This is a genomic window from Clostridium sp. CX1 (genome assembly GCF_025398335.1).
GTDB lineage: Bacteria > Bacillota > Clostridia > Clostridiales > Clostridiaceae > Clostridium_AM > Clostridium_AM tanneri.
This window is the reverse complement of the sequence record NZ_JAODOO010000013.1, coordinates 89,839-107,073: the sequence shown is the minus strand read 5'-3', so window position 1 is coordinate 107,073 and position 17,235 is coordinate 89,839. Positions and strand designations below refer to the sequence as shown.

The 17,235-nt window shown below is 32.8% G+C and carries 15 protein-coding genes; 4 read left to right on the top strand and 11 right to left on the bottom strand.

Going from position 1 to position 17,235, the window contains the following annotated elements; translation table 11 throughout:
• Window positions 1-18: 18 nt before the first annotated feature.
• The gene (locus tag N4T77_RS14620; protein ID WP_261672569.1) at window positions 19-555 is read left to right on the top strand and encodes a nitroreductase family protein; all 537 of its coding nucleotides are present in this window, start codon (window positions 19-21) and stop codon (window positions 553-555) included.
• Window positions 556-679: 124 nt separating this feature from the next.
• On the opposite strand, the gene N4T77_RS14615 is transcribed toward N4T77_RS14620, so the two are convergent.
• The 4 genes from N4T77_RS14615 to N4T77_RS14600 form a co-directional block, all read right to left on the bottom strand.
• Window positions 680-1,774, bottom strand: coding sequence for a S1C family serine protease (locus tag N4T77_RS14615; RefSeq protein WP_261672568.1), 1,095 nt, complete (start codon window positions 1,772-1,774; stop codon window positions 680-682).
• Window positions 1,775-1,881: 107 nt separating this feature from the next.
• Window positions 1,882-2,172 carry a spore coat protein gene (locus N4T77_RS14610; protein WP_261672567.1) on the bottom strand — a complete coding sequence of 97 codons (291 nt, stop codon included), beginning with the start codon at window positions 2,170-2,172 and terminating at the stop codon, window positions 1,882-1,884.
• 1 nt (window position 2,173) lies between these two features.
• A complete protein-coding gene (locus tag N4T77_RS14605) occupies window positions 2,174-2,386 on the bottom strand; it encodes a hypothetical protein (protein ID WP_261672566.1) in 213 nt (70 codons plus the stop codon).
• A gap of 21 nt (window positions 2,387-2,407) precedes the next feature.
• Window positions 2,408-2,620, bottom strand: a complete 213-nt coding sequence (locus tag N4T77_RS14600) for a hypothetical protein (RefSeq protein WP_261672565.1) — start codon at window positions 2,618-2,620, stop codon at window positions 2,408-2,410.
• Window positions 2,621-2,824: 204 nt separating this feature from the next.
• On the opposite strand from N4T77_RS14600, the gene N4T77_RS14595 reads away from it, so the two are divergent.
• Window positions 2,825-3,982, top strand: a complete 1,158-nt coding sequence (locus tag N4T77_RS14595) for a transglutaminase domain-containing protein (protein WP_261672564.1) — start codon at window positions 2,825-2,827, stop codon at window positions 3,980-3,982.
• 905 nt (window positions 3,983-4,887) lie between these two features.
• On the opposite strand, the gene N4T77_RS14590 is transcribed toward N4T77_RS14595, so the two are convergent.
• The 5 genes from N4T77_RS14590 to N4T77_RS14570 form a co-directional block, all read right to left on the bottom strand.
• Window positions 4,888-6,333 carry an MDR family MFS transporter gene (locus tag N4T77_RS14590; protein WP_261672563.1) on the bottom strand — a complete coding sequence of 482 codons (1,446 nt, stop codon included), beginning with the start codon at window positions 6,331-6,333 and terminating at the stop codon, window positions 4,888-4,890.
• Between the two features lie 167 nt (window positions 6,334-6,500).
• The gene (locus N4T77_RS14585) at window positions 6,501-7,532 is read right to left on the bottom strand and encodes a DUF362 domain-containing protein (protein WP_261672562.1); all 1,032 of its coding nucleotides are present in this window, start codon (window positions 7,530-7,532) and stop codon (window positions 6,501-6,503) included.
• A 69-nt stretch (window positions 7,533-7,601) separates the two neighbouring features.
• Complete coding sequence (locus N4T77_RS14580; protein ID WP_261672560.1) at window positions 7,602-8,789, bottom strand: anaerobic nitric oxide reductase flavorubredoxin; 1,188 nt, start codon at window positions 8,787-8,789, stop codon at window positions 7,602-7,604.
• Between the two features lie 145 nt (window positions 8,790-8,934).
• Entirely contained in the window at window positions 8,935-9,312 is a 378-nt protein-coding gene (locus N4T77_RS14575) for a PH domain-containing protein (protein WP_261672559.1), read from the bottom strand.
• Window positions 9,313-9,595: 283 nt separating this feature from the next.
• Entirely contained in the window at window positions 9,596-10,867 is a 1,272-nt protein-coding gene (locus tag N4T77_RS14570; RefSeq protein ID WP_261672558.1) for a cation:dicarboxylate symporter family transporter, read from the bottom strand.
• 425 nt (window positions 10,868-11,292) lie between these two features.
• Between N4T77_RS14570 and N4T77_RS14565 the strand changes: the two genes are divergently transcribed.
• Together N4T77_RS14565 and N4T77_RS14560 are read left to right on the top strand one after the other, a co-directional pair.
• A complete protein-coding gene (locus N4T77_RS14565; RefSeq protein ID WP_261672557.1) occupies window positions 11,293-12,576 on the top strand; it encodes a sensor histidine kinase in 1,284 nt (427 codons plus the stop codon).
• A gap of 4 nt (window positions 12,577-12,580) precedes the next feature.
• Window positions 12,581-13,501: a response regulator gene (locus N4T77_RS14560; protein ID WP_261672556.1), complete on the top strand. Its 921-nt coding sequence runs from the start codon at window positions 12,581-12,583 to the stop codon at window positions 13,499-13,501.
• 141 nt (window positions 13,502-13,642) lie between these two features.
• Here the strand turns inward: N4T77_RS14560 and N4T77_RS14555 are convergent, their stop codons facing one another.
• Window positions 13,643-14,311 carry an NAD(P)/FAD-dependent oxidoreductase gene (locus N4T77_RS14555; RefSeq protein ID WP_261672555.1) on the bottom strand — a complete coding sequence of 223 codons (669 nt, stop codon included), beginning with the start codon at window positions 14,309-14,311 and terminating at the stop codon, window positions 13,643-13,645.
• Window positions 14,312-14,572: 261 nt separating this feature from the next.
• Window positions 14,573-17,101, bottom strand: coding sequence for a cell wall-binding repeat-containing protein (locus tag N4T77_RS14550; RefSeq protein ID WP_261672554.1), 2,529 nt, complete (start codon window positions 17,099-17,101; stop codon window positions 14,573-14,575).
• Window positions 17,102-17,235 lie beyond the last annotated feature (134 nt).

Genomic DNA, 17,235 nt, shown 5'->3' with positions numbered 1-17,235 from the left:
TTTAGGAGGTCTCAGAGTATGTTGAAATTATTAAAGAAGAGAAGAAGCATTAGAAAGTATGAAGATAAGAGAATTGAAAAGGAAAAGATTGTTCAAATAGTCCAAGGCGCTCTTTTATCTCCTTCTTCTAGAGGTTTAAATCCTTGGGAATTTGTTATAGTAGAGGATAGGACTCTACTAGAAAGACTTTCCCATTCAAAACCAGGGTCATCCTTTTTAAAAAATGCACAACTTGGCATAGTTGTACTTGGAAATTCTTCCCGAAGCGATGTTTGGATTGAAGACACATCTATTGCTTCAGCCATAATTCAGCTTACTGTAGAATCTATGGGGCTAGGCTCCTGTTGGATACAAATAAGAAAACGAAATCATACAGAAGGAAAAACTGCTGAGAATTATGTTAGGGAGACTTTAAATATCCCAGATAGCATAAATGTTTTATCTATAATTTCAATAGGATATCCAGATGAAATAAAAGAGGCCCATAAAGAAGAAGATTTGGATTACGAAAAGGTACATAGTAATAGTTATGGAAAAAAATATGATATTAAATAACTTGTAACTTACCTTTTTTATAATGTAAAAACTTATAGGAGATGGGTGATTTAGTATTAATATCACTCATCTCCTATCATCTACAATTAGCCTAAATCTATGGTAAATGATTTAAACCATTATTTTATTTCCATTCCTCTAAAGTGAAGGATACATTCTTTTCTTTGCCACTAGTATCCTTTACTCTGAGTTTTATATTTTTTCCTGGCCCTACTGCATATAACTCTTCTTTTAATTGGCATGCAGTATTTATTGCTTTTCCGTTAACAGCTAAAATAGTATCTCCCTTTTTAATTCCAGCTTTTTGAGCACATCCGCCATCCTTACAATCATATACATGCACTCCTTCGGTAGCCTTAAACCCATATGCTTTAGAAAGCTCTTTATCTAATCCTTGAATTCCCATAGTAGGAGTTGCAAATTTACCATCCCTGACTATTTTGCTTATTACAGGCTTAGCAATATTAATTGGAACAGCAAAACCCATAGCCTCTGCCGTAAGCACTTTTACAGTGTTAACGCCTACTACTTGACCATTTGCATTAATTAGTGGTCCTCCGCTATTTCCTGGATTTATAGATGCGTCTGTTTGAATTAACCCCTCCATGAAATTTCCTCCTTGAACTTCTATAGTCCTGTTTACCGCACTAATAATTCCTGCAGTCACTGTTCTTTGGAATGTTAGTCCTAATGGGTTTCCAATGGCAATAGCCTGTTCTCCCACTCTTATTCCCTGTGAATCACCTAGTTCCGCTGCCGTTAACCTATCTGTGTCAATTTTAACAACTGCAAGATCCTGAACAGGATCAGCCCAAAGATTTGTTCCACCTACTTCTCTGCCGTCATATAAATATACAACTATATTTTCTACATTCCTTCCTGCTACATGGTTGTTAGTTAAAATATATCCCCTTTCATCCACTATAATCCCCGACCCGACTCCCTGTACCTTTTTCCCACCTTCTCCAATAACCGTTGCTGTAATTCCAACTACTGATGGAGATACCTTTGAGGCCACTTCTGAGGCACTTGTACTGTTACCTATAGTTGTTTTTCCCTGCTGGATATTAACTCCCTGAGGTGCTGCTGGCTGCAGTGAATTTGAAGATAAATTAGTGCATCCACTATTTGTAATTAAAATGCTTATTAATACTCCAATAGATGTTATGTATTTACCAAACGGACATGAAGAAAAACCTTTTTTATATCCAAAATACATAATTACTCCTCCATTTCCTTTCTAAATGTTTTCTTATTCATCAAAAAAGATATCTGCTTGTTATTTTAGGCAGATATCTTTTGGTTTATTTTGTAAAATATATTTAACTAAACTGTGTCTTTAGATTTATCATAAGCCTCAGCTAACTGCTGTACAGGTGAATTATAAGGTTTTTCCCAATCACGATTTACAGTTAATTCTACAAGAGCTGAGTGACCAGCAATTATTTGATTTAAACTTGATGCATACATAGCTCTTAGCTCTGGAGTTGCACTAAGCATAGTAGCATTAAGATAGGCATCTGCAGCAGCTTTTGCAGACCCCATCATGCTGTTAGCTATAACTGCATCATCCATATCTGTTCCGTTTTTAACCATATTGCTTATGAAATTTGCCATACTATTGCACCTCCCCAGTTATTTCATTTTCATTTATAAATTGCTGTATACCTTTTATCCTGCCTTCCATAGCTAATACGCTAGCCTCTGCCTGTTTTTTTAATTCGTCATCTGTTATTAGATTTTGCATGGCCTTTGCTAATATTAAGCCATCCTTTTCCATTGTTAATAATCCTGTTAAAGATAATAATTCACCTTCTGAAAGTTTTCTCACTATAACACCTCCAAATTTAGTTTATAACTTTTTATATTCAATGTGGTTAGCTCCTGGATCGCTAACTACTACATCATCAACGACACCATCTTCAACTTCCTTTTTAAACAACGCTCCATCTTCTGGATGTCTGCTAAGTGGCAAATCCTCTTTAACTATATCCCTATACTCAAAGGACTGCCCGCTATCTATTCTATTGAGCTTTTCTAAATCCACATTACTTTTTATATCCATTTTTCTCCTCCAAATAGTTAATAGTGAAAGCCTGATATTATATTAACCATATTTAAGTTATATAAACTGGAAATTTACATCTATAAATTTAATAAAAACCTTATTATGAATTAATTACTAAAGCTGTATTTATATTATCATTGTGCTTATAAAGGAACTATGTTAACTTCGAAATATGAACTATTGGAATAAAAGGAGACTATTATGTTTAAAAAAAGATTTAGAATCCTTCTAGGAATTTGTATGCTTTTACTATTTGCTTTTTTTAGTATGGTTTACTATGATAAGACAGAGGAGGTGTGGTACAAGCTTTCTGGAAGCAAAATCAATAGTGGAGATTTAAAGGTAGTCACTAATTATGATCAATACTATGCTGCTGTAAAGGATGCAATGCTTAATTATGATAGCACCTTAACTTTAAGAACATTAAATTATAGTGAAAAGACTTATAATTTAGATGTAGTTGGTAAAATATTACAGGAAACTCCTCAATTATTAGGTATTATTGAAGGTACAACTATAACAGTGGTAAATTCTATTCCAGCAAAGTTAACACTTAACTTTAAGTATTATGATAGTAAAGAAAATCTGATAAACAAAGAAAAATTTGTGCAACAAAAGGTTGATGAGATAGTAAATAAAGTTATAAAACCAGAAATGAAGGATTATGAAAAGGAAGCTGCTCTTCATGATTATATAGTAAATAATGCTCAGTACGATGAAAGACTATTTACTAAAAATATGCCAAAGGAATCCTATACTGCTTATGGTTTACTAGCAAATAAGACAGGAGTTTGTCAAGGATATGCAGAGCTTATGGACAGGCTGCTAAAAGCTGTTGGCATTGAGTCAAAAATAATAATTGGTGAAGCTAAAGACGAAACTGGCTGGATTAGTCATGCTTGGAATATAGTTAAAATAGGTGGTGAATATTATCACCTAGATCCAACTTGGAATGATCCAGTTACGGAAAATAACTCTAATGAACCTAGATATTCTTACTTTAATATTACCGATGAACAAATAGTAAAAAATCATAGATGGAATAAAAACAATTATCCAAAATGCACTAGTACAACCTACAGTTTTAATAATTTAAACTTAGTAGAGAAGGACAGAAGAGGCAACGCTATTAAAGTAGTGAAAAACTATAACGAGTTTTATAGTTCTATAAAAGAAACTGTTAGACAAAATAACTCAGAGTTAACCTTTAGGATTTCAAATTACAGTGAAAATATTTATGATGTAGAAAAGGCAGTAACTAAAATATACAATGAGCTTTGGAAAGACGGAGCTTACAGTTGGAGCCATTATACAGATGAAATTACAAATTCAGAATATCTAACTGTGACTTTTGAGTAGAAATGATAACACTTAAAATATGATGGGACACAAAAGTTTTGGTGCACTGAACACCGGTGTGACCGATAGAGGTATACTGCTTGAAAGCCCTCATTTCAGGAAGAAGGTCTAATGCTGGCTCAACTTCGAAAATGAACTCAAACTCAATGCTTTCTGCGAAAGCTGAGTTTTCGTTAACATTTTGGAAATCGCTAGCATAAGACCTTCTAACCCTTATTCGAAGCTTTCTACTCAGTATACCTCTACCTACACACCTGTTTTTAGTGCAGCCAAAAGTTTTATTATATCCGTCATCACATATAAAATCTATGCGGTAGCATAGCTAATAAACCAAAGTGCTAGTAGTATTATTGGTCAGATTAATTGTTAAAACTTATAAATAAAAATGCGGAGCGTAGATATAACTACTCTATGTACTTAAAGTTTGTAATTCTGGTAAATGAAAGGTTCTTAATCAAGCTATGACACTTATTCTTTTATGCTTAAATACTTTGTAGAGTCCCTCCGGACAGATAAAATAACTGTTTATTTAGTAAAAACTCTTCTGCAATTCTATTAAAAATCTTATAACACAAGGGCTTGTCGCCCTATAATCTAAGGGTAATTTTATTTAGACAAAAGGAAACTTGTAATAAGAATTAAAACTTTGTAGCCTGTGTGTGGGTAGATATATAGTGCGGCAGTTAGCTTCGAACAAGACTACAGCCTCTTATGTTGGTGAGTTCAAAAAGGATTCAGATTTTTCAGCTCTCGAAGAGATGCATTGAAAAATTTGACCTTTTTGAAAATCGAGCCAACATTAGAGGCTGTTGTCGATGAGAGGGCTAACAGAGCACTATATATCTGCCCATATGCACAGGCTGCCAAGTCTAATTGCTAAGCCACCTTTGTGTCTCAATAATCTGCTAGGCTACTTCCTCATTCTTTAATCCACTTGGAAGTGTAAAAGATAACAGTAAACTAATTGCAGTAATACATATTAATACTATGAACACTAAGTGAAGTCCTGAGTTTAAGGAAGCTTTTATCTGTTCAAGAGATACCCCTGTGCTAGCACTTGATGCAGAGTAAAGATTACTCGGATCTATGCCCATGATACCTAACTTGCTAAAGTATTTAATAATACTTAAATTAAACATACTTCCAAAAACACTTACACCTATAGTCTGTCCCAATGTACGTACAAGAGAGTTAGAAGCCGTTGCCGCCCCTCTTTTACTATAATCTACAGATGATTGTACTACTATTGTTAAGGTTGTAAAACATCCTCCAAAACCAAATCCCATTATAGAAACATAGATTATAACTAACAATAGAGATGAGTTAACATCTAAGGTTGGTAGGAATATACAGCTTATTAATATAATAAGAGAAGATACTCCAATTACTATTTTTTCTCCATACTTAGGTATAGCTTTACCAAGAACCACTGAAGATAAAAGCCAGGTTACAGACATAGGTGCCATTGATAACCCAGAAATAGTTGCTCCAAACCCTAAAACATTTTGCATGTATAAAGGCATATAAACATCTGCTGCAATCAATACCGCTGAAGCTAAAAAGCTAATAATATTTACAATTATATTAGTCTTTGTGAAAATTTCAAAGGGAATGATAGGTTCCTCTGCTCTTTTTTCTATAAAGTAGAAGGCTGCTAGGGCTAAAGCCGTTGCCATTAAAGATATCATTATAGAAAAAGAACCTTTCCCTCCTGCCATTGTACCATATAAAAGGAATATAATAGCACTGGATAAAGCTACAGTACCTGCATAATCAATCTTGCATTTTTTCTTTGTAAAATTTTCATTTAGATTTCTTTGAAGCAGCCATATAGACAGTATTCCAAAAGGTATATTTATAAAGAAAATCCAATGCCATGAAAGATAATCTATTAAAAAACCACCTAAAAACGGTCCTGCAAGACTAGCTATTCCCCAGGTGCTGCTTATCCAGCCTTGTACCTTTGCTCTCTCTGAAAGATCGAAAACATCACCTACTATAGTATAAGTTACAGTAAAAATCGCCCCTGCACCTAGTCCCTGTAGTGCACGAAAGGCTATCAGCTGATGCATGCTTCTTGATAAGCCACATAGTGAACTACCTATTAGAAAAATTATTATTCCTATGGAAAGAACATTCTTTCTTCCATATAAGTCAGCTAGCTTTCCATATATAGGTGTAGAAATAGCTGATGTTAGCAAGTATAAAGAGAAAACCCAGCTTATTAACTCAAAACCATTTAATTCTCTTACTATTGTTGGCACAGCAGTAGTAACAACGGTTCCTTCTACAGCACCAAGAAACATTGCTACCATTATAGCTATAACTATGCTTCTTTTTTTCGAATCCATGTGGACATCACTTCCTTTATGTTATAATTCTGTTTTCAAAACAACAAATAACATTCTATCATTAATATAAAAAATTGCCAACCTTATTTATATGTAAATTTAACTACTCTAATGTTAACCTACATCAAAAACCACATCAAGAGTTTTTCCTAATGTGGCTAAATATATTATATCTGAACTAATTCATATTCCATACTTCCTAGTCCTATTTTTTCTGCATACTCAAGAGTGTTTCTTCCTCTTTTAAATACTGTCTTACCTGATGCCTTATCTAGAGCATCTAAGCAAGCTTTATCTATAGCCACTGGGTCTGTTGAAGCAAATACTCCTATATCCTTTGCTATTGGCTTCATACTATGTCCTTCACAATCACAGCCTCTCGTGATATTAAAAGCAAAAGTTATATATACATTCCTTTTATCCTTTGCAGCGGCATAAGCATATTCTGCTAACCTTTCATTGAAGGATTTTGACAGAGATTGAACCCAGCTATTTGAAATAGCACCGTAAGGACATCTAGCCTGACAGGCTGCACAGCCTACACATTTGTTTTTATCTATTTTTGCCTTTGTTCCTATAATTATTGCATTTTCTGGACAGTTAGCGGCACAGATTTTACATGCTTTACACTTAAAATAATTAACTTTAGGTTTTGAATTAGCATGTTGGTCAAGCTTTCCTCCTCTAGAGGCACAGCCCATAGCAAGCTGCTTTATAGCACCACCAAACCCTGCAAGACCGTGTCCTTTAAAATGACTGAGAACAATAAGCTGCCTCTGTATTGCAATCTCCCTGCCTATCTTACATTTTTCAAAATGTTTTTTATTTATCTCTACAGCTTCATAGGCTTCTCCATTTTCACCATCTGCTATTATTACAGGCAGCTGAGTGAATCCATGTTCCTCTGCTAGTTTCATATGCTTTGCTTTAGTTGTCCTTTCTCCCATATATAATACATTGGTCTCGATAAAGGCACTTTCTATTTCTTTTTCTTTTAAGTACTCTATTATTCCGTTAAAGTTTTCTGATTTTATGAAGGTCTTGTTTCCCTTTTCACCAAAATGAACCTTTAAAGGTATAAACTTCTCTAAACTTATCCCTTCCCTTTCAACAAGTTCCCTTATAAGCTCTGCAGCTGCCTTGCTTATTTCAGCAGTTTTCGAGTAAGACTCTATCTCTTTAAAATATACCTTTGCCATAAAATGTACCCCCTAATTAGACAATATAAAAGCCCTTACAGTTAGGTTATAAGGACTTTTATATTAATTCTATAATTCTTTAACAAAATCCTCTCCGAATTTCTTACATCTATCCTCTTCTTCCTCACCAGGATACCATAATTCCTTTATACCATCGTTAACTACCTCAAAGCCTGCCTTTTTCAAATCTTCAGTAATCATCTTTATATTCTCTCCACTCCAACCATAGCTTCCAAAGGCTGCTGCTTTTTTATTTTTAAAACCTAAACCTCGTATCATTTCTAATATTCCTGAAGTTGATGAAAGAATGCCTTTATTTATTGTAGATGATCCAACAAGTATAGCCTTTGATTTGAAAATCTCTGTTATCACATCATTTTTATCAGTCTTTGCTGAATTAAATATCTTCAAATTTATAGTACTATCAGATTTCTTTATTCCTTCTCCAATTAGTTCTGCCATTCTCCTTGTGGCATTCCACATACTATCATATATAATAGTAATCTGATTTTCTTGATAATTTTTTGCCCATTCTAAATATTTGTTTACTATTTTTAATGGATTATCTCTCCATATGACACCATGGCTGGTGCATATCATATCTACTGGTAAATTCAACGCCAGTACCTCATTAATTTTCTTTTCCACAAAAACACTAAAAGGAGTTAATATATTTGCATAGTATTTTATTGCCTGCTGGTACAGTTCGCAGGTATCTGCTAGGTCATTATACATATACTCCGATGCATAGTGCTGTCCAAAGGCATCGTTACTAAACAGTATATTTTCTTCTGACATATATGTGAACATTGTATCTGGCCAGTGAAGCATTTTTGCCTCAACAAAGGTTAACTTGCTGTCTCCAATGTCTAAGGTATCCCCTGTCTTCACCTCAACAAAATTCCAATCCTGATGGTAATGTCCTTTTAGCAATTTAGCACCATTTTTAGTACAGTATATAGGAACATCTGGTATCTCCTTCATAAGCTCTGGAAGAGCTCCACTATGATCTGGCTCTGAATGGTTCATAATTATGTAGTCTATTTCTTTTAGGTTTATTTCCTTTTTCAGATTGATAATGAACTCTTTAGCAAAGGGGAGCCATACTGTATCCATTAATACTGTTTTTTTGTCTCTTATTAAATATGAATTATAAGAGGAACCCTTGTGAGTAGAATACTCCTCTCCATGAAACTTTCTAAGTTCCCAATCTATTTTACCTACCCATGTTACTTTATCATTAATTTTAAAACTCACGAGCAACACACTCCCTTTATAATATTGATGTTTCCTTTATTTTGCCACAAATTCCATCTTTTATTTATTACAAAGAAGTATTTTTCTTCCTTACTTATTTCATCATAAAAAAAAGCCGCTGACAACGGCTTTTCATAGAAATTATTTACTTTAACACATAATCAGCAAGCACACTCTGTACTTCATAAATATTTAAACTCTTGTTAAACTGCTTTTGTATAGGAAGCTGACTTCCTGATACCCATATCTTAAGCTCTGCATCTAAATCAAAGTTACCTGCAGTTTCAATACTAAAATGAATAATACTTTTATAAGGAATTGAATGGTATTCAACCTTTTTTCCAGTAACACCTTGTTTATCAACTAAAATCAATCTTTTGTTAGTAAAAATAAACATATCACGAATCAATCTATATGCTTTTTCTACATTCTCTGAAGGTGCTAACACATTTTCAAACTCTCTTTGTACTTCTTCAATTTTTACCTCTGAAGCATTTCCCATTAAACCATCAAATAAACCCATGAATAATTCCTCCTATATTAAACAATGCTACTTGTTTAGTATATTCGACAAATTAAAGATAAACCCTTTATTATTTATAAAAGTTAAGTTTTCACTTTATTTCACTTATTTGACTATCAATTTGTCTTAAAGCATAGTCTCTTATAAAACAAAAACTTTTTTAAAAAATAACCTTGTTCTTTAAATCGAACAAGGTCATCAAATATAGGGATAACATGTATTTGAATATTCATTGACTAAATTATAGTCAATGATAGAGTTTGGCTAATAAAATAATATTTATCTAAGCAGCCTTTTCAAAGGTTTCTAAGTACTTCTGACCCTTTATCTTATTATACTGACCTTCCCACTTAGATATAACAACTACAGCTAGGGAATTACCAACTACGTTAACAGCAGTTCTTGCCATATCTAAAATACGGTCTATTCCAGCAATAAATGCCAGCCCCTCTAAAGGAATTCCAACAGAACCTAAGGTAGCCAGTAATACTACGAAGGATACCCCTGGTACTCCTGCTATTCCCTTTGAAGTTACCATAAGTACTAGCACTAATTTAATTTGCTCTGAAATGGGCAAGTGAATTCCATACATTTGGGCTATAAATATAGCGGCAATTGCTTGATATAATGTAGATCCATCTAGATTAAAGGAATATCCAGTTGGCACAACAAAGGTTGCAATAGATTTTGGACATCCGAATTTCTCCATCTTCTCCATGATTTTAGGAAGAACTGTTTCTGAACTTGAAGTACTATAAGCAAGAATAAGCTCTTCTTTTAGTATTTTTATAATGCTTATTATACTTGTTCCAATAATCTTTCCTACTAATCCAAGGACAACAAGTACAAAGAAAATCATTGCTCCATAGGTAGTTATGGCGAGTTTTCCTAATGGAATTAAAGACTTTAATCCAAATTTAGAAACGGTAACTCCTATTAATGAAAATACACCGATTGGAGCAGTTTTCATAATTAAGTTTGTTACCCAGAACATTGCATCTGCAGTTCCCTGACAGAATTGGAGAACAGGTTTTCCTTTTTCTCCAATTGCTGCAACTCCTAATCCAAAGATAACTGAAAAGAATATTACAGCAAGCATGTCCCCTTTAGTTAATGCTTGAAAAATATTTGTTGGAACAATGTTTATAAAGGTATCCGCAAAGCTATGATGTCCTACTTGTTCAGCTGTATCTACATAAGTAGATATATTGGTTTTTGTAAGAGAACTCATATCTATTCCTGTTCCTGGATGGAATAGATTACCTATTAATAAACCTACTACGATAGCCACGGTAGTTACTATTTCAAAGTATAAAATAGTCTTCCCACCTAATTTACCAACCTGCTTAATATCTCCTGCTCCTGCAATACCTACAACTAATGATGAAAATACGATTGGTACAACTATCATCTTTATTAAGCGAAGAAAAATATCTCCAAAAGGTTTTAAATAAGTTTCTACCGCTGGATTACCATAAAAAACAGCACCGACTGTAATACCTAATATAAGTCCTACAACAATTTGTGCTGCTAAACCAAACTTAAACTTTTTCATATAGTACCACCTTTCCTTTTACTTTCTATATACAATTAAATTTATGATCTGTTATCATGAATAAATTTTATAACCCAAACTATGAAATCCAACAAAAAACTACAAATAATCTTATAAAAATTTTTCAAAAAATGAATAATTCATTGTGGAAACTAGCATTTAATAGACTATTGACTTAAATCTCATTTTTTATTTTAAATACTTAAAGAATAAAACCAACTTTTCACTTAATCTTAAAATTATTCAGAAATAAATAAAATATCTAATTCTCTTATTTAGCCTTGGTAGATATACCCGGCACTCAACTTATAGATTAGTATTTAATTATATTTAGCACTAGTATATTGTTGAATTTTCTGTTATTCTGATTTATGGATATTTCCCAATTACTTTTTACATAATACATGCAAAGGAGTGCTGACCTATTGAAAGAAGACTTAATCATTCTTGCTTTAATGATAATTACTGTACCTTTAACTGGTGAATTAAAGTTCTACCCTTTTAATGATACCTTCAGAGTTAGTTTTGGCACTACAGCCTTTTTCTTTTTTTTGCTGTGGATTCGAAAGAGATATTGGCTAGTTTTATCTGGATTCATTGTTGGAATCTCTGTTATCTCTTTCCGTATAGCTTTAGATTGGATAGTAAACAAAGGATTTCAATTTGAATATGATTTCATTATTCACTTTTCTTCAGCTTTTTATTATGCTACATACTCTAGTCTCTTTTACCTTGTAAGAGTGAATAACTTTCATAGTAAACCTTTAATTATTGGTTTTATGTCTATATTTATTGAAATAACCTCTGCTATAGTTGAGTTATCTGTTAGACACTTTGTTTTAGGAAATTTGATCACTATACCTATGCTTAGTAAGATTATTATTATAGCAATTATACGAAGCTTTTTTGCTCTAAGCTTTTTTACTGTATTAAAACTACATGAAGCAAAGTTAGAATCTAAACAGCACCAAGAACGTAACATTCATATGCTGTCTCTTATTTCTAACTTATATGAAGAATCTATTCAATTGAAGAAAACCCTCAGAGATTCAGAGGATATAACAAGAAAATGTTATAATTTATATAGAAAGCTAGAAAAGAGCAGCTCACCTTTAGTTGTAGAAGAGATATCTAAAGAAATATTACAATTGGCTGGTGAAATTCATGAAATCAAAAAAGACAACCAAAGAATTTATGCAGGTCTTAATAAATTAATTTCTGCAGAAAGTTCTAGTGATTATATGGATATATTAAAAATATACAATATTATCCTTAAAACAAATAAAAATTATGCTATGTTACTTAATAAAAACATTACATTTATTTCTAATATTCAAGGGCAGCTGCCTCCGTTACATATTTACACTGTTTTATCTATTATCAATAATTTAGTCTCTAATGCAGTAGAATCTATTGTGGATTCAGGTTTAATTAAAATTTCCATTGACACAACTGACCACTTAGTTCAATTTACAGTATGGGACAATGGTGTAGGTATACCCCAAAAGAAAAAGGAATTAATTTTCAAACCAGGATACACTACCAAGTATGACGTATCTGGAAATCCATCAACAGGCATGGGACTGCCTTATGTGAAAGAATTAGTTGCAAATCTTAATGGCACATTAACAGTTGAATCTATCACTGAAAAAAATGAAACAATTTTTACTATAAAGATACCAATTAATAGTTTAATTAAGAAAGGATGATACCATGCGTTTTTTTATTGCCGATGATGACGAGGCTATTCGCTCTATGTTAGCTGAAATTATTGAAGATTATGATTTAGGTGAAGTTGTAGGAGAAGCAGATAACGGTTCAGTAATAGATCATCATTTACTAGAATTAAAGAATGTAGATATCCTAATTATTGACTTACTAATGCCCATTAGAGATGGTATCGAAACTGTCCGTAATTTAAATTACTCTTTTAATGGAAAAATCATTATGCTTTCTCAGGTAGAAGATAAAGGAATTATTGGAGAAGCCTACTCTCTTGGAGTGGAATACTATATTACAAAACCAATTAATCGTCTAGAAGTAGTAGGTGTTATCCGAAAATTATTAGAACATATACATTTAGAAAAATCTATATTAGATATTCAAAAAGCACTAAGTATTCTTGAAGTTGGAAAATCTAAAGAAAAGAAATTCCCTATTCTTAATAATGAAAGCATAGTCAGTTCAGGTCAGTTTCTTCTAATGGAACTAGGAATGATAGGTGAAAGTGGCAGTAAAGATTTGTTAGATATGCTAAAATATCTAGTAAACTACGAAAAAGATAAAGCTTCTGAACATGACTTTCCTCCTTTAAAAGACATTTTTACTACAATAGCCTTGAATAAGCTTGGAACCTCAGCAGATTCCTCAGATTTAAAAAAAGAAATTAAAGCATCTGAACAACGGATAAGAAGATCAATATTTCAAGCTCTAAACCATCTAGCTTCACTAGGTTTAACAGATTATTCAAATCCTAAGTTTGAAGAATACGCCTCTAAATTTTTTGATTTTACAGAGGTTAGAAAAATAATGATGGAATTAAAAAACGGAACTAAGCCTTCTATATCTAATACTCGAATTAACATAAAAAAATTTGTAAAAGTTTTATACCTAGAGTGTAAAAAAAGGCTTTAAACAACCTAATATTTATATGCATAAATTAAGGACAGCTTACTGCTTGTAGATAAGTTAATAAGCTGTCCTTTTGGATTTAAGTTTTTCTGAACAATGCATTCTTCTTCCCTATTATCTTACCATACAGTTAACCTTTCCTGCTTAAGATAATTCAGCTCTCTTTAGTACATCGTTTTTAAATTTTTCTACTCCTATTCTATCTATAAAGAATCCTAATTTTTCCCCTGCTTCTGCATTTTCTTTATAGTAATCAAAAATACTATCTACTAACTTTATTGCCTGTTCCTCCGTTAGTTCTGCTGCTATAATATCTGCTAGTCTTGGATTATACCCTGCCGATCCGCCTGCAATTACCATCATTCCTGGAATATCTGCTATTACCCCTATATCCTTACTGTACACACTACCGCAGGCATTTCTACATCCTGCAACACCTATCTTTGTCCTACAAGGCATATCCATCCACTGATATTTTTTAGCTAGTTTCATTCCTATACCAATGGTATTATGTTTTGATCTTTTGCAAAAACCTGCAGGACACATTTCTACATTCTTAACTGAATTTTGTGTCTTTACCGCTGGTTCCATACCTAACTCTTCCCAAATAGCTGGCAGATCACTTTCCTCTAAATTTGTTATCAATATTCTCTGTCCTGATGTAATTTTTAGTACTCCATTATACTTTTTTGTAACTCTTGCTATCTTTTCAAGAGTTTCTGGAAGAATAAACCCACCTGGAATATATGGTGTTATTGCAAATTTTCTTTTCCCATCTATTATTTTTTGTAAGTTACCAAAATTGTTACCCATAATCTCTCTCCTGTTCATTAAACTTCTTGTTTACTGTTGAATTTTTTAAATGTTACCTATAACTTATAGTACGAATATGATTATAACATTAAAGATTTTTACTGTCTGTAATATTTGTTACAAATATAATGAATATATCCATAATTTATCTAAATTTCAGAAAAAAATTAACTGCTTTTAGATATACTAATATATCTAAAAACAGTTAACTAATAACTTTATTTCTTCTCTAGTAACTTAGTAATGTAGTTATAAGATACCTTAAAAGGATTTAGGAATTGAAGTCTGTCCACCAATCAATATAATAACAGTATTCGATTTAACTTTATCTTTCATATAATTTAATGTTTCCTTAGAAACTGAATTATTTGTTAAAATCATCGGTGCATCACCCTCTGCTGCTAAAGCCGCGCCAGAAAGAGCATCTGCAAATTCATCTCCCTTAGGTCCGTCTCCAAGTGCTAAGTACAGTTTATCAAAACTCATGTCCTTTTCAAAATACTTTAATATACTTATGTTAGTTTCATACCTATCTCTGCCGCCTAATCTTAAAGTAGTTTTAGAAACTACCTTATTTACCTCTGCTTCAACATTTTTATCTACAGATCCTTCTAAACCAACTATATAAGAATCTGTTAGTTTCTTTTCTGATAAATATGCACTTACCTTTTCAGGAAGTTTATTTTTATCTGTTAAAAGTATAGGAATTCCCTTCGCTGCAGCTATTGATGATATTGACAAGGAATCTGCATATTCGTATCCATTTGCTATGACAGCACTAGTAGAATTTTCAATAGCTTTAGCAACATTTACAGAAGTTTCGAATCTATCTGAACCTCCTATTCGCATTACTTTAGGCATTATCTTTAATACCCCTACATTTTCTAAAGCTACTTTATTAAGCTCTGTCTCTATCTCCTTAGATACTACGCCTTCTCCGCCTACTATAATAATAAATCTTGATTTCAATCTTCTTAATTCAGCCTTTGTAGTTTCTGGCAGCTTATTTGACTGAGTTAAAAGTATTGGCGCATTATTTTGTTTAGCTAGTGGTGCTGCTGTAAGTGCATCAGCGAAAGTCCCTCCATTTACTATTATTGCAGTATTAGATTCCTTCTCCCATCCAGCCTGTGAAATCTTAGCGGCAGTTTCATATCTGTCTTCTCCCTTTATTGTAACTGTCTGACCTACAGTTGATTCTGCAGCAACAGCAAGTCTATTATTCATAGTAGTAACTATTCCCTTGTTAGCCCTTACATCTTCTATTAACACATCTCTTACAAGTATATGTGGGTTATTAAAAGTGGCCTTAACCTCCGATTCAGTAAATGCCGGAAATCCGTCTCCACCAGAAGCTAGAAAATCATTAGTTGCTACTTTTAATACTTCACTTTCAGAAATAGCTTTTCCATCTTCTCTAGTTAAGCTTATCACCCTATTTCCCTCTGCCTTACTAGTATCATAGGTAACCTTTAGTCCAGATACCTGAATTCCCTTTCCTTTATCCGCTACAGCTTGTTCAAACACTTTAGTCAGCTGGATCTTATTCATATTAACAGTAACCACTTCATTATCAAAAGGTATTAGGCTAAATATTGTACCTACAGTAATATCTCCTGCAGTCACATCTACTCTTATACCTCCATTGTTTTGAAAAGCTACGTCTGCCTTTCCCGCTTTTCTAATAATATCCGTTGTCCAATTTCCAAGATAGGATTCTCCAAAAGGAGTACTACTTTGCTTTCTAGTTAAATCCATATTTGTATGTCCTATTACTTCATTAAAGGTAGGTCCAACAGCTTTCTTAGCTTCTTCTACAATAGCCGCTACTCCTGATTCTATAACTGGCTTTGCTGCTTTATATCCATTTAAATTATTATTATCAATAGCTATGTAGCTTTGCTCTACATTATTAAAGGATATTTTTCCTGTTTCATCTATAGTCATCTTTAAATCTATAAATCCTTTTCCCTGTGCTTTTCCTATTACAACAGGTATTCCATTTTTGCTTTTAGCTTGTACAACAGTATGTGAATGTCCGCCTAACACTGCGTCTACATTAGATAACTTATCTGCTATATCAAATACTGGGCCTGTCTTGCTATCTGCATTACTTCCTTCATGTAGTAAAGCTAAGACTACATCTGCTTTTTTACTATTTTTAATTTCCTTTGCTACAGCATTTAGTTCTGTTGTTGGGTCAGTAAATTTATAATTTTGCACATTTGCAGGTAAAACTATTCCTGGAGTTTCTGTAGATATAGCTCCAATAACAGCTATTTTAACCCCATCTTTTGTTATTATTTTATAAGGCTCAAAGACCCTTTTTCCTTTATTCTTATCATAAAGGTTTGCACAAATTATTGAATATTTAGCATCCTTCATTGTAGTATTTATAATCTTGTCCAGTCCCCAGTCAAATTCATGATTACCAAGTGTGGTTACTTCCATTCCTATGCTGCTCATTAACTTTTGAACTGGAACTCCAAATAATACATTGGACATAGGTGTTCCTTGATAAAGATCTCCCCCACCCATAATCAAAGTTCTATCTGGATTTGAGTTTTTTATATCTTTAATGTTATTTGCAAGAACTGCTCCTGCTGGAAGTGCTGGTGTGCTTGAATCTTCCAATGCCCCATGAAAGTCTGTAATTTCTATTAAGTCAAATACCTTAACTAGCTCCTCGGCTTTAACTTCTGTAAAAGCGCCAGGTGTTAAAAGGGAAAAGAGCATAAACACTGTGATCAACGCAGCTGTCCACTTTTTGTTTTTAAAACACTTAAACAAAATTTTCACCCCTTAAAAATATTTTAATATAAGTTGTACCCATATACTTCCATTGTACAATATGCCTAACTCTGTGTAAACTTTAAGTCCTTATTATATTTTAACAATTATATATTTACTGATAATTCCGGGAA